General features: G+C 56.0%; 10 protein-coding genes and 1 rRNA gene. 1 reads left to right on the top strand and 10 read right to left on the bottom strand.

Annotated features, from left to right (window positions below):
- Positions 1 to 72: 72 nt before the first annotated feature.
- From C7H09_RS13030 to C7H09_RS13000, 7 genes are all read right to left on the bottom strand, one after another.
- Positions 73 to 1,613: ribosomal RNA gene (locus C7H09_RS13030) — 16S ribosomal RNA — on the bottom strand.
- A gap of 434 nt (positions 1,614 to 2,047) precedes the next feature.
- On the bottom strand, positions 2,048 to 2,671 hold the full coding sequence (locus C7H09_RS13025) for a protein-methionine-sulfoxide reductase heme-binding subunit MsrQ (protein WP_240616587.1): 624 nt from the start codon (positions 2,669 to 2,671) through the stop codon (positions 2,048 to 2,050).
- The gene (msrP, locus tag C7H09_RS13020) at positions 2,671 to 3,645 is read right to left on the bottom strand and encodes a protein-methionine-sulfoxide reductase catalytic subunit MsrP (protein ID WP_106763347.1); all 975 of its coding nucleotides are present in this window, start codon (positions 3,643 to 3,645) and stop codon (positions 2,671 to 2,673) included. The genes C7H09_RS13025 and msrP overlap by 1 nt, the downstream gene beginning before the upstream one ends.
- Positions 3,646 to 3,730: 85 nt before the next feature.
- On the bottom strand, positions 3,731 to 4,546 hold the full coding sequence (gene pssA, locus C7H09_RS13015) for a CDP-diacylglycerol--serine O-phosphatidyltransferase (protein WP_106763345.1): 816 nt from the start codon (positions 4,544 to 4,546) through the stop codon (positions 3,731 to 3,733).
- 90 nt (positions 4,547 to 4,636) lie between these two features.
- Entirely contained in the window at positions 4,637 to 5,653 is a 1,017-nt protein-coding gene (ilvC, locus tag C7H09_RS13010; RefSeq protein WP_106763343.1) for a ketol-acid reductoisomerase, read from the bottom strand.
- 64 nt (positions 5,654 to 5,717) lie between these two features.
- Entirely contained in the window at positions 5,718 to 6,209 is a 492-nt protein-coding gene (gene ilvN, locus C7H09_RS13005) for an acetolactate synthase small subunit (protein ID WP_008170692.1), read from the bottom strand.
- A 2-nt stretch (positions 6,210 to 6,211) separates the two neighbouring features.
- Entirely contained in the window at positions 6,212 to 7,930 is a 1,719-nt protein-coding gene (locus tag C7H09_RS13000; protein ID WP_106763341.1) for an acetolactate synthase 3 large subunit, read from the bottom strand.
- Between the two features lie 470 nt (positions 7,931 to 8,400).
- On the opposite strand from C7H09_RS13000, the gene C7H09_RS12995 reads away from it, so the two are divergent.
- Positions 8,401 to 8,859: a DUF4124 domain-containing protein gene (locus C7H09_RS12995; protein ID WP_106763339.1), complete on the top strand. Its 459-nt coding sequence runs from the start codon at positions 8,401 to 8,403 to the stop codon at positions 8,857 to 8,859.
- 91 nt (positions 8,860 to 8,950) lie between these two features.
- Here C7H09_RS12995 and clpB read toward each other — a convergent pair whose 3' ends face one another.
- The 3 genes from clpB to rluD all read right to left on the bottom strand — a co-directional run bounded on the left by clpB (position 8,951) and on the right by rluD (position 13,441).
- Positions 8,951 to 11,527 carry an ATP-dependent chaperone ClpB gene (gene clpB, locus C7H09_RS12990; RefSeq protein WP_106763336.1) on the bottom strand — a complete coding sequence of 859 codons (2,577 nt, stop codon included), beginning with the start codon at positions 11,525 to 11,527 and terminating at the stop codon, positions 8,951 to 8,953.
- Between the two features lie 188 nt (positions 11,528 to 11,715).
- On the bottom strand, positions 11,716 to 12,474 hold the full coding sequence (gene pgeF / locus C7H09_RS12985; protein ID WP_106763362.1) for a peptidoglycan editing factor PgeF: 759 nt from the start codon (positions 12,472 to 12,474) through the stop codon (positions 11,716 to 11,718).
- Positions 12,464 to 13,441, bottom strand: coding sequence for a 23S rRNA pseudouridine(1911/1915/1917) synthase RluD (rluD, locus tag C7H09_RS12980; RefSeq protein WP_106763334.1), 978 nt, complete (start codon positions 13,439 to 13,441; stop codon positions 12,464 to 12,466). Before rluD ends, pgeF begins: the two co-directional genes overlap by 11 nt.
- Positions 13,442 to 13,458: the final 17 nt, after the last annotated feature.

The following is a 13,458-nucleotide window of genomic DNA, read 5'->3' as shown; positions in this document are numbered from 1 at the left end:
AGACCCTTTGCTCTCTTTATTAAGCCAACCAAGTAATTCGTGTGGACTCTGACCGAAGCGTTCGGCTTCGTTTAAGGAGGTGATCCAGCCGCAGGTTCCCCTACGGCTACCTTGTTACGACTTCACCCCAGTCATGAACCACACCGTGGTGATCGTCCTCCCGAAGGTTAGACTAACCACTTCTGGTGCAATCCACTCCCATGGTGTGACGGGCGGTGTGTACAAGGCCCGGGAACGTATTCACCGCGACATTCTGATTCGCGATTACTAGCGATTCCGACTTCACGGAGTCGAGTTGCAGACTCCGATCCGGACTACGACGCGCTTTAAGGGATTGGCTCACTCTCGCGAGTTGGCAGCCCTCTGTACGCGCCATTGTAGCACGTGTGTAGCCCTGGCCGTAAGGGCCATGATGACCTGACGTCATCCCCACCTTCCTCCGGTTTGTCACCGGCAGTCTCCCTGGAGTTCTCAGCATTACCTGCTAGCAACCAGGGATAGGGGTTGCGCTCGTTACGGGACTTAACCCAACATCTCACGACACGAGCTGACGACGGCCATGCAGCACCTGTCTCAGAGTTCCCGAAGGCACCAATCCATCTCTGGAAAGTTCTCTGGATGTCAAGGCCAGGTAAGGTTCTTCGCGTTGCGTCGAATTAAACCACATGCTCCACCGCTTGTGCGGGCCCCCGTCAATTCATTTGAGTTTTAACCTTGCGGCCGTACTCCCCAGGCGGTCAACTTAGTGCGTTAGCTGCGCCACTAAGACTTCAAGAGTCCCAACGGCTAGTTGACATCGTTTACGGCGTGGACTACCAGGGTATCTAATCCTGTTTGCTACCCACGCTTTCGCACCTCAGTGTCAGTATTGGTCCAGGTAGCCGCCTTCGCCACTGGTGTTCCTTCCTATATCTACGCATTTCACCGCTACACAGGAAATTCCACTACCCTCTACCATACTCTAGCCCGACAGTTCGAAATGCCGTTCCCAGGTTGAGCCCGGGGCTTTCACATCTCGCTTATCGAACCACCTACGCGCGCTTTACGCCCAGTAATTCCGATTAACGCTTGCACCCTCCGTATTACCGCGGCTGCTGGCACGGAGTTAGCCGGTGCTTCTTCTGCAAGTAACGTCAATCCTTGAAGGTATTAACTTCAAGGCCTTCCTCCTTGCTGAAAGTGCTTTACAACCCGAAAGCCTTCTTCACACACGCGGCATGGCTGGATCAGGGTTGCCCCCATTGTCCAATATTCCCCACTGCTGCCTCCCGTAGGAGTTCGGGCCGTGTCTCAGTCCCGATGTGGCTGATCATCCTCTCAGACCAGCTACGGATCGCTGCCTTGGTAGGCCATTACCCCACCAACTAGCTAATCCGACTTAGGCTCATCCAATAGCGCAAGGTCCGAAGATCCCCTGCTTTCCCCCGTAGGGCGTATGCGGTATTAATCCGGGTTTCCCCGGGCTATCCCCCGCTACTGGGCAGATTCCTAAGCATTACTCACCCGTCCGCCGCTCGTCAGCGGAGTGCAAGCACCCCCTGTTACCGCTCGACTTGCATGTGTTAAGCCTGCCGCCAGCGTTCAATCTGAGCCATGATCAAACTCTTCAGTTTAAATCATACAAGAACTCGAAAGTTCTTAATTCTTGCTCAAGACAAAACTCAATTTCGACGAGTCACTGTCCTGATATTTCGTATCCGAAACACCTCGGCCAGCGCCCACACGAATTACTTGGTTAACTTTTTAAAGAGCGTTTGAGCCGCTGCTCAATCAAGGCCGCGCATTCTACATCGATCCGCCACCTTGTCAACCACTTTGTTTCGAAACTTTTAAAACCCAAATTTTCGAAACTTATCAAGCGGCTAAAACCGTCAGAACCCGGCCTTACCGGCCTTGTCCCTCAGAAGTGGTGCGCATTCTACAGCCCTCAGGAAAACTGTCAACGACATTCTCGACTTATTTTCCGGAACTTCGGTTTCCACCTACGCGGCCGATCAGAATGCATCCACTTTGAGCAAAATGCAACCGGATAATGCCGATTTTCTGGCTACCTTGCAGTTTTGCGCAAGGGGATCAGATCACCCCACCCGTTCCAGTGACCTCTTAGGCCCAACAACACTAGAAGCACCAGGCCATAAGCAACCATTTCACCGATATCCGCTCTCGCCTGCCAGAGAAAGTGCAGCCATACCAGCACCCCTGCCGGGTAAATAAGCCGGTGCAAAGGCTTCCACCAGCGACCCACCTTTTTCATGGCGCTGCGGAACGATGTCACCGCCAGCGGGATCAGCATCAGAAATGCCAGAGCACCGACAATGATATACGGCCGCTTGGTAAAGGTGGCCCAAAGGTCACCCCAACCCAGAATCAACTGCAGAAACACCAGAACATGGAGACTCGCGTAGAAGAACGAGAAGAGACCCAGCATACGGCGCAGCCGAACCCATCCCGCCCAACCGGTGAGTTTCTTGAGCGGCGAAATCAGCAACGTTATGAGCAGCAGCTGAAAGGCAGCCAATCCCAGCGATTCAGTAATAGCTTGGCCCGGATCCGGCCCCAGGGCACCGTTTTTTATATCCAGGAACAGCAATCCAAGCGGCAAAAGTGCCAACACAAACACCAACACCTTCAACCCGGTCATTGGCTGCAAACGATGAATACGGTCGAACATCAAAAATACCTTTGCAGATCCATGCCTTTATAGAGATGGGCAACCTGGTCGGCATAGCCGTTGAATTTTACGGTATCAATCCAGTTAGGCTGCAACACGCCAGATGGCAACCGGCGCTCACGCTTTTGGCTCCATCTGGGATGGTCGACCTCCGGGTTCACATTGGAGTAAAAGCCATACTCTTCCGGTGCAATCATCTCCCAGCTGGTTTTCGGCTGCTGCTCCATAAAGCGGATGCGAACAATAGACTTAATGCTTTTGAAGCCGTACTTCCACGGCACAACAAGGCGAATCGGCGCGCCGTTCTGATTCGGCAGCGTTTTGCCATAAAGCCCCACAGCCAGGAAGCTCAGCTCATTCATGGCTTCATCCATCCTCAGCCCCTCACGATAGGGCCAGTCAATAACGCTGAAGAACGAACGCTGCCCAGGCATCTGCTCTGGATCCTTCAGAGTCTCGAAGTAGACATACTTCGCCTTTGAGTTAGGCTCCAGCCGCTTGAGGATTTCCGCCAGCGGCACCCCCACCCAGGGTATGACCATCGACCAGGCTTCAACGCAGCGCAGTCGGTAGATTCGCTCTTCATACTGACTGGGCCGCAGCAGGTCTTCTACAGAGTAGGTGCCCGGCTTACCGCACTCGCCGTCGACTTCAATCGTCCAGGGCTCCACAGACATACCACCGGCGTATCTGGCCGGGTCGCCTTTGTTGGTGCCGAACTCGTAGAAGTTGTTGTATGTGGTAATGGCCTGATAGGGCGCCTTTTTCTCGTTTGTGGAGAATTCCGGTGCCAACTGATAATCGAGGGGCGCGCCAGGAACATCGCCCTTCTCTGCACGTGCCAACCCGGGCATGGTCAGCGCAGCCGCCGAAGCTAAAGCTCCGGCCATGAAAGTGCGACGGCTCAGGTAAGCAGACTCTGGCGTAACTTCAGATTCAGGGAGCGCCCAGGATGGGCGGGATTTGATAAGCATTGGAATCTCCGCATCGTCAATTGGGGTTAACTGACAGGAGGCTCCCGGAAAAATTCCCGGCGACCGATGCCGCCGGGCACCACGTTTATCCAGTACGGCCGGATTTACGCCGGAATAAAGCGCGCACCGGCCCCGAAAGCGCGTAGGCCAGGAAACCGGTGAACAGTACGGTGGCTGGATCCAGCGCGATCACTACAAACACCAAAACAACGAGCAGGATCGCCGCAAAAGGCACCCGCCCCCTCAGATCAAGATCCTTGAAGCTCCGGTAAAGAATATTGCTGACCATCAACACACCCGTGCCACCGACCACGAACAGCGTTAGCGCCGTCAACCAGGCAGAGGTTTCGTAACTGTGAAAGCACCACACGAGCCCGGCAACACAAGCCGCCGCTGAAGGGCTGGCCAGGCCAACAAAGAACTTCTTGTCTACAGAGCCGATCTGAGTATTGAAACGAGCCAATCGCAATGCCGTGCCAGCAACGTAAATAAATGTGACCGCCCAGCCTACCTTGCCCAGACCATTCAGAGACCAGAAGAACGCCACCAACCCCGGTGCTACACCGAAGGCAACCATGTCAGCCAGGCTGTCATATTCTTCACCGAACTTGCTCTGGGTATTGGTCATTCTGGCAACACGACCATCCAACCCGTCCAGAATCATCGACACGAAAATAGCTATGGCTGCATTATCGAAAACGCCGTTGGCCGCAGACACAATGGCGTAGAACCCGGAGAACAAAGACGCTGTCGTCAGCGCATTCGGCAACAGATATATTCCCTTGCGACGAACGCGAGCCCCCTCAACAACTTCTTCCTCTACTACTTCACCCGCCTCTATCTCCTGCTCTGCAGGCTTCTTGGCATCGGCAGTTTCAGCAACGTGTTTTTCGTCATTCATTCCATAAACTCCGGAAAGTATTTGGGCGGAGTATATACGAAAAACGCGGCCACAAGGGCCGCGCTTTATTACCTCACCGGAAACTCCGGATCAGTTTTTCTCTTTGTCCACGATCTTGTTTGCCGAAATCCACGGCATCATGGAGCGCAGTTTCTCACCAACCACTTCAATCTCGTGTGCGGCATTTTCGCGACGACGAGCCGTCATGGACGGGTAGTTCAGCGCACCCTCGGAGATGAACATCTTGGCGTACTCACCACTCTGGATACGCTTAAGCGCGTTGCGCATGGCCGCGCGAGACTCATCGTTGATCACCTCGGGGCCGGTTACGTACTCACCGTACTCAGCATTGTTGGAGATGGAGTAGTTCATGTTGGCGATACCGCCTTCATACATCAGGTCAACAATCAGCTTGAGCTCGTGCAGACACTCGAAGTACGCCATTTCCGGAGCATAGCCCGCTTCGGTCAGGGTTTCGAAGCCCGCTTTTACCAGCTCAACAGCGCCACCACACAGAACCGCCTGCTCGCCGAACAGATCCGTTTCAGTTTCGTCTTTGAAGGTGGTTTCAATGATACCAGTACGGCCACCGCCAACACCGCTGGCGTATGACAGCGCAACGTTCTTGGCGTTGCCGGACGCGTCCTGGAAGATCGCGATCAGATCGGGAATACCACCACCTTTCACAAACTCGGAACGAACTGTGTGGCCAGGCGCCTTCGGGGCAACCATGATCACGTCCAGATCCTTGCGGGGCACGATCTGGTTGTAATGGATGGCGAAACCGTGAGCGAATGCCAGGGTCGCACCCTGCTTCAGGTTCGGCTCGATCTCATCGCGGTACAGTTGCGACTGGAACTCATCCGGGGTCAGAACCATAACCACATCGGCAGAAGCAACCGCAGCAGCCACATCGCTGGTCTTCAGGCCATAGGCCTCGGCCTTGGCAATGGAGGAAGAACCGGCACGCAGTCCAACCACAACATCAACACCGGAGTCCTTCAGGTTGCACGCGTGAGCGTGGCCCTGGGAACCGAAACCCAGAATGGCAACCTTCTTGCCCTGGATGATGGAAAGATCACAATCTTTGTCGTAATAAACCTGCATGAGAAACCTCTATTATAAGTATTGGCCCTGGTGGGCCAGGATTTTCGATTCGTCTTGGCAGCCCTTACAGGCTCAACACTTTTTCGCCACGTGCAATGCCGGACACACCGGACCGAACCACCTCCAGCACACCGGAGGTACCGACAGCCTGAATAAAGCCGTCCAGTTTTTCGCTGTCACCGGCCAGCTGCACGGTATACACGGAACTGGTGACGTCTACGATCTGGCCCCGGAAAATATCCACAGTGCGCTTGATCTCGGCACGCTGGGAACCGGTTGCTTTCAGCTTGACCAGCATCAGCTCCCGCTCTATGTGCGCGCCTTCGGTAAGGTCCACCAGTTTGACCACTTCAATCAGCTTGTTCAGCTGCTTAGTGATCTGTTCGATCACCTTATCAGACCCGGTGGTGGTCACCGTCAGACGAGACAGGGTTTCGTCTTCGGTGGGCGCCACCGTCAGGGTTTCGATGTTGTAGTTACGCTGCGAGAAAAGACCCACAACCCGGGACAGAGCACCCGGCTCGTTTTCCAGCAAAACAGAAATGATTCGACGCATAATCACACCCTCTCCGTCTTGCTGAGCCACATATCCTTCATGGAGCCGCGGGCTACCTGCATCGGATACACGTGCTCGAAGCGGTCTACGTAAATATCCACAAAGACCAGCTTGTCTTTCATCGCCAGAACTTCCCTGAGCTTGGGCTCAAGATCTTCCTTGCGTTCAATCTTGATACCAACGTGGCCATAAGCCTCCGCCAGCTTGATGAAGTCCGGAAGAGACTGCATGTAAGACTGGGAATGGCGGGACTCGTAGTTCATGTCCTGCCACTGTTTAACCATACCCAGCGCCTGGTTGTTCAGGTTGATGATCTTCACCGGCAGGTTGTACTGGTTACAGGTCGACAATTCCTGGATATTCATCTGGATACTGCCTTCGCCGGTAATGCACAGAACCTCGTCGTCCGGATGCGTCAGCTTTACGCCCATAGCTGCCGGAAGCCCGAAGCCCATGGTTCCGAGCCCGCCGGAGTTAATCCAGCGATTGGGCTTGTCGAACTTGTAATACTGCGCCGCGAACATCTGATGCTGACCAACGTCTGAAGTCACAAAAGCTTCACCGTTGGTGAGCTTGCACAGCATCTCGATGACTTCCTGGGGTTTGATCACCTCCGGGCTGGTTTCATAGCGCATACCGTGGAAGGCGCGCCATTCCTCGATCTGCTTCCACCAGGCCGCCAGCGCATCGGCATCGGGCTTGGCTTTGGCCTCTTTGACCAGCGACAGCATCTCTTTCAGTACGGCGTCGACCGGGCCAACAATAGGCACGTCGGCGTCGATCGTCTTGGAGATCGAGGCGGGGTCGATATCGATATGAATGATCCGCGCACCCGGGCAGAACTTTTCCGTTGCGTTAGTGACCCGGTCATCAAACCGCGCACCGACGGCAAGAATAAGATCAGAATGATGCATGACCATGTTGGCTTCGTAGGTGCCATGCATACCCAGCCAGCCGAGATGCTGCTTGTCCGACGCCGGGTAACAGCCAATGCCCATCAGGGTATTGGTGATAGGAAAGCCCAGCAAACGGGTTAGCTCTGTCAGCTGCTGGCTGGCCCTCCCGAGAACCACGCCACCACCGGCGTAGATAACCGGGCGACGTGCCGCCATCAGCATATCAACCGCTTTCTTGATTTGCCCGGCATGGCCACGAACCGCCGGGTTGTACGAGCGCAGTTTTACCTTTTTAGGATAAGCGTATTCGTAGCGCTCGTTCGGCGTGGTCATATCCTTGGGAATGTCCACCACAACCGGGCCGGGACGCCCCGTTGCGGCAATGTAGTACGCCTTGCGAATAACTTCAGGAATTTCCGACGGGTGCCGAACACTGAGGTTATGCTTCACCACGGGCCGGGACACACCGATCATATCGGTTTCCTGGAACGCGTCTTCACCAATCAGGGTGGACGCAACCTGCCCGCACAGAACCACCATAGGAATGGAGTCCATGAATGCAGTGGCAATGCCGGTGATCGTGTTGGTGGCTCCAGGACCCGAGGTCACCAGTACGGTACCTGGTTTTCCGGTAGCACGGGCGTAGCCGTCGGCCATGTGAACCGCCGCCTGTTCGTGCCGAACCAGAATATGTTTGACTTTGTCCTGCCTGAACAGCGCGTCATATATATGAAGGGCTGCACCACCCGGATAGCCGTATATGTATTCGATACCCTCATCTTCCAGGGAGCGGATCAGCATATCGGCGCCAGACAATAACTCCACGATTTTCTACCCTCTTCTACGAGTGAATGAGCCGGGAACACCCCGGTTGCCTGGATTCTCGGTCTTCCAGCTTCTTGTGAAAGCGGAACCGGCGTACTCCTCCACACCAAAACTTAAGAGGTTGTCTCCTGGCCAGCCGCCCTCCTGAGGGTTGCGGAGAACAGCTAAACAACGGGTTGCACGTAAGCAACAACCAGTGCCCGCCAGCATCTGGCGAACTCAGTGTGGTGATTAACGGGGGATACTTGCACGGGATTGCCTGCCGTATTTACCCCAGTCTTCAGGCAATCGGTAATTCTGACAGCGGGAAACTCACTGTCAATAGGCGCTGTGGCTTAATTCATCCGCGAGCGGGCGAGTATCTGCCATACTCAGCACACCGCATGGCAAGTTTTTGAACCGGAGACGGGAAAATACAGCCAACCAATGGCATGATAGCCTCAGCGAGTAACCGAGTGACGAGCAGAGACATGAACCGAAAAACACTATTGCTGACGATCGTGCTGGCAGCCGCTCCTGCCATTGGCTCCGGCGCGTCTGTTTACAAATGGACTGACGCCAATGGCGTGACCCACTTCGGGGATCGCCAGCCTACCGGCCAGAGCGCCGAGCAAGTTAATGTTCGCGCTGGCACCAGTCGCAATCCGCCTGCCCAGCGCCAGAGTGCCCAGGAACAACTGGAAGCCCTTGAAAGCGAGCAAGCCGCGCAGCAACAGCGGCAGAAAGAATCGGCCGTGGAAGAAGCCCGGCGCAAGCAACGCGAAGCCAACTGCTCAACCGCCCGTGCAAATCTGGGTATTATTGAAAGTAACGCCCGCATACGGGTTGAAGAAAACGGCGAAAGCCGCTATCTGAGCCCGGAAGAAATCGAACAACAACGCCAGCAGTTCCAGAGAATTGCCGACGAAAACTGCGGCGCGGAAGAGTAGGCTCAGCGCCCCCGTTCAGGCTATCCCGTAAACAATAACGCGCGGAGGCACAAACCACCGCGCGTTATTGCTACTTGATATGGGCCAGCGCTTACGCCTTGTCGAAAGCCAGCTTACCCTCCTGAACCTTTGCGCGAATCGTGTCGCCGGGCACGAACTCACCCTGCAGCAGCTTCTGCGCCAGAGGATTCTCGATCATTCTCTGGATGGCCCGCTTCAGCGGACGGGCACCGTAGACAGGGTCGTAACCGACCTCGGCAAGCAGATGCATCACGTCGTCACCCATGTTCAGGCTCATGTCCTGGTCAGCCAGACGCTTCGCCAGGTTGCCAATCTGAATTCGAGCAATGCCCTGAATCTGGCTTTCCGCCAGCGGATGGAACACCACCACTTCATCGACCCGGTTGATAAACTCCGGCCGGAAATGGCCGCCGACCACTTCAAGAACAGCCGACTTCATGTCCTCGTAGTTGTCCTCACCTGCCTTCTCCTGAATGATATGAGAGCCGAGATTGGAGGTCATCACTACCACGGTATTGCGGAAGTCAACGGTGCGGCCCTGGCCGTCCGTCAGGCGGCCGTCATCCAGCACCTGCAACAGGATATTGAACACATCCGGATGCGCTTTCTCCACTTCGTCCAGCAACAACACTGAGTAAGGACGGCGGCGTACCGCTTCGGTCAGATAACCGCCTTCTTCATAACCTACATAGCCGGGAGGCGCTCCGATCAGGCGCGCGACCGAATGCTTCTCCATAAACTCGGACATATCGATCCGCACCATGGCATCTTCGGTATCAAACAGGAACGATGCCAGCGCCTTGCAGAGTTCGGTTTTGCCCACACCGGTCGGCCCCAGGAACAAAAAAGAGCCATTTGGACGGTTGGGGTCTGACAGACCCGCACGGGAACGTCGAACCGCGTTGGAAACCGCTTCAACCGCCTCGCTCTGCCCGATCACCCGGGTATGCAGGGCCTCTTCCATGCGCATCAGCTTGTCGCGCTCGCCTTCCAGCATCCTGGATACCGGAATACCCGTCCATTTGGACACTACCTCGGCAATTTCTTCATCGGTTACCCGGTTCCGAAGCAATTTCATTTCCATCATTTCGGCCTGACTGGCCATGTCCAGCTGGCGTTCCAGTTCAGGAATCTTGCCGTACTGCAGCTCAGACATCTTGCCAAGATCTGACGCGCGGCGGGCATTCTCCAGATCGATGCGGGCCTGCTCCAGCTGGCTCTTGATCTTCTGAGAGCCGTGCAGCGCAGCTTTCTCCGTATTCCACACCTCTTCCAGGTCGGCATACTCGCGCTCGACATTGCCGATGACCGACGACAACTCTTCAAGTCGCTTTTTCGACGCGGCATCGGTCTCTTTTTTGAGCGCCTCCCGCTCGATCTTGAGCTGAATCAAGCGCCGCTCAAGGCGATCCAGAGCCTCGGGTTTGGAGTCCATTTCCATGCGAATCTGGCTGGCAGCCTCATCCACAAGGTCTATTGCCTTGTCGGGCAACTGGCGGTCGGTGATGTAACGGTGAGACAGTTTGGCAGCGGCAATGATGGCACCGTCCGTGACCTCCACCCCGTGGTGCACCTCGTAACGCTCTTTCAGGCCACGCAAAATAGCGATGGTGTCTTCCTCATTGGGCTCGGTCACCAGCACCTTCTGAAAACGTCGTTCCAGTGCGGCGTCTTTCTCAATGTTTTCACGATACTCATCAAGCGTGGTGGCGCCCACACAGTGCAACTCACCCCGAGCCAGGGCGGGTTTCAGCATATTGCCCGCATCCATAGAGCCCTCGGCTTTACCCGCGCCCACCATGGTGTGAATTTCGTCGATAAACAGAATGATCTGGCCTTCCTGCTTGGCGAGTTCGTTCAGCACCGCTTTCAGGCGCTCCTCAAATTCGCCCCGGAACTTGGCACCGGCAATCAGGGACCCCATATCCAGAGACAGCACCTTTTTATCCTTCAGGCCATCCGGCACTTCACCATTCACGATACGCTGGGCAAGCCCCTCAACAATGGCCGTTTTCCCTACACCGGGCTCACCAATGAGTACCGGATTATTCTTGCGGCGGCGTTGAAGCACCTGAATGGTGCGCCGAATCTCGTCATCACGACCAATCACCGGATCCAGCTTGCCGGCCTCGGCCCGCTCGGTCAGATCGATGGTGTATTTCGACAGCGCCTGACGATTCTCCTCAGCACCGGCGTCGTTTACCGATTCGCCGCCACGCACTTCATCGATCGCTTTTTCAAGCGCTGCTTTGTCAACGCCCTGCTCCCGCAGGATGCGCCCCAGAGAACCCCTATCTTCCACCGCGGCCAGCAACACAAGTTCACTGGAGACAAACTGGTCGCTGCGCTGCTGGGCCAGCTTATCGGCAATGTTGAACAATCGCCCCATATCGTTAGACATGGACACATCGCCAGCGTTGCCCTGCACTTCCGGCAGATGCTCGATCTCTTTGGCCACGGCCTGGCGCACGCGCCCCGGCTCCACGCCGGTCTGTTTCAGCAAGGGCTTTATCGAGCTTCCCTGCTGATCCAGCAACGCCTGCATCAGGTGTACAGGCTCAATAAAATTGTGGTCTTTGCCGACGGCAATGGACTGCGCATCCGCCAATGCGGATTGCAATTTACTCGTTAGCTTGTCAATTCTCATAGGGCTTCCCCAATCTCCAGGCGAACACCTGCGCTCCAGTGCAGAAACGCTGTTCGGTTAGCTTTGAGATCTAATGTAGGGGCAACTGGAGGGAGTTCAAGCGGAGTGGAAACAAAATCGTCAGAAAATTGACGGAAATCAGCCTGCAGACACCAGAGCGCACACCACCGCCGGGCTTTTGTTCCGGCTCAGGGTTTTAGCCAGACCAGCGTTGCCATACGGCCCGTTTGACCATCGCGCCGATAGGAATAGAACCAATGCTGATCCTGCAGAGTACAAAAACTACCACCGGCCACCGCAGCAACACCGATCTTCTCCAGGCGAAGCCGCGCCAGCGCATAGATATCAGCCATATAATGACCTTTGCGGGCACCCTCTGTACGAAACGCCTTCGCAGCATCTGCCGTTTCCTGAACGAACGCTGCGCGTACTTCCGGCCCGACTTCAAAGCTGTCCGGGCCGATGGCAGGCCCAAGCCAGGCGAACAACCGGCATGGCGCCACACCCATCGCTGCGACGAGGCTTTCCAGCACGCCCGCCGCCAGGCCGCGCCAACCGGCATGGGCGGCGCCTACAACGCTGCCGTCGGCGTCTGCAAGAATCACCGGGAGACAATCTGCGGTGAGGATGGCGCAGGCAATGCCCGGATGGCGGGTGAAACTGGCGTCCGCATCCGGCACCAGCTGGACGTTGTCCGGCCGCAACTCAACCACACCGGTACCGTGAACCTGGTTCAACCAACCAATCCGGCCAGGCTCAAGCCCTGCAAAGGCGGCCAGGCGCTGACGATTTTCCTTTACTGCAGCCGGGGCATCACCAACGTGACTGCCAAGATTCAGGTAGTCATAAGGCGGCTTGCTAATGCCCCCTCGTCGGGTGGTGCACAGCGCCTGAACACCCTCAGGCGCACGCCAGCTTGGCCGCAAAACGTTGTTGTCAGTAATCACCATGTTCCAGTTCCCGGGCGTGTTTGCGCAGCGCTTCAATCAATTGAAGCATATCCTCTGGCAAAGGCACTTCCCAGCTGACAATTTCGCCGGTTTCCGGATGTTCAAGCGTGAGTTTTTTCGCATGCAGAGCCTGCCTGGTAAACGCCGCCAGCGCCTCTCTCAGTGCTTCGGTGGTACCTTTGGGCAGGCGCAAACGACCACCATAAACAGGGTCGCCCACCAACGGGTGCCGGACATGGGTCATGTGCACGCGAATCTGATGTGTTCGGCCGCTTTCGAGCTTGCAACGAACCAGCGTGTGGGCCGCGAAGCGCTCCACCAGGCGATAGTGGGTGACCGCAGGCTTACCCGATGGCACAACTGCCATGCGCTTGCGATCCTGCGGATGGCGACCAATAGGTGCGTCCACTGTGGCGCCTCCGGTCAACGAGCCCACCACCACGGCCTCATATTCACGACCCATGGTGCGACTTTGCAACTGATCCACCAGAGAGGTATGCGCAATCAGGCTGCGGGCCACCACCATGATGCCCGAGGTGTCCTTGTCGAGCCTGTGCACAATACCTGCCCGGGGCAGGTTCTCAACCTCAGGCGCATAGTTCAGCAAGGCATTTACCAGAGTGCCATCGGCATGGCCCGCAGCCGGATGCACCACCAAACCTGCTGGCTTGTTGATCACCAGCAGGTGCTCATCTTCATAAACGACATCCAGAGTGATGGGCTCCGCCTGCCAGGACACCTGCACCTCGGGCTCGGCATCCAGGTCAAGGACATCATCCATCATCACCTTGTCACGGGGTTTCCGGGTCTTGCCGTTTACCGTCAGGGCGCCACTTTTTATCCAGGACTGCAGCCGGGAGCGGGAATGTTCAGGCATGAGTTCGGCCGCGGCCTGATCCAGCCGTTTATCACTGAGTTCCGGCGGTATGGTGAACTGGCCGGTAATTCGGGTATCAGAAGCCATTGAACCTCGTCGTCACC

It is taken from the genome of Marinobacter fuscus, assembly GCF_003007675.1.
Lineage (GTDB): Bacteria > Pseudomonadota > Gammaproteobacteria > Pseudomonadales > Oleiphilaceae > Marinobacter > Marinobacter fuscus.
Note: the sequence above shows the minus strand (reverse complement) of the source record. Positions and strands in the feature narration are given on the sequence as shown.

Excerpts from the sequence above, each read along its gene's own strand:
- C7H09_RS13025 (WP_240616587.1), bottom strand. The coding sequence starts at position 2,671 with ATGTTCGACCGTATTCATCGTTTGCAGCCAATGACCGGGTTGAAGGTG.
- msrP (WP_106763347.1), bottom strand. The coding sequence starts at position 3,645 with ATGCTTATCAAATCCCGCCCATCCTGGGCGCTCCCTGAATCTGAAGTT.
- pssA (WP_106763345.1), bottom strand. The coding sequence starts at position 4,546 with ATGAATGACGAAAAACACGTTGCTGAAACTGCCGATGCCAAGAAGCCT.
- ilvC (WP_106763343.1), bottom strand. The coding sequence starts at position 5,653 with ATGCAGGTTTATTACGACAAAGATTGTGATCTTTCCATCATCCAGGGC.
- ilvN (WP_008170692.1), bottom strand. The coding sequence starts at position 6,209 with ATGCGTCGAATCATTTCTGTTTTGCTGGAAAACGAGCCGGGTGCTCTG.
- C7H09_RS12995 (WP_106763339.1), top strand. The coding sequence starts at position 8,401 with ATGAACCGAAAAACACTATTGCTGACGATCGTGCTGGCAGCCGCTCCT.
- clpB (WP_106763336.1), bottom strand. The coding sequence starts at position 11,527 with ATGAGAATTGACAAGCTAACGAGTAAATTGCAATCCGCATTGGCGGAT.
- rluD (WP_106763334.1), bottom strand. The coding sequence starts at position 13,441 with ATGGCTTCTGATACCCGAATTACCGGCCAGTTCACCATACCGCCGGAA.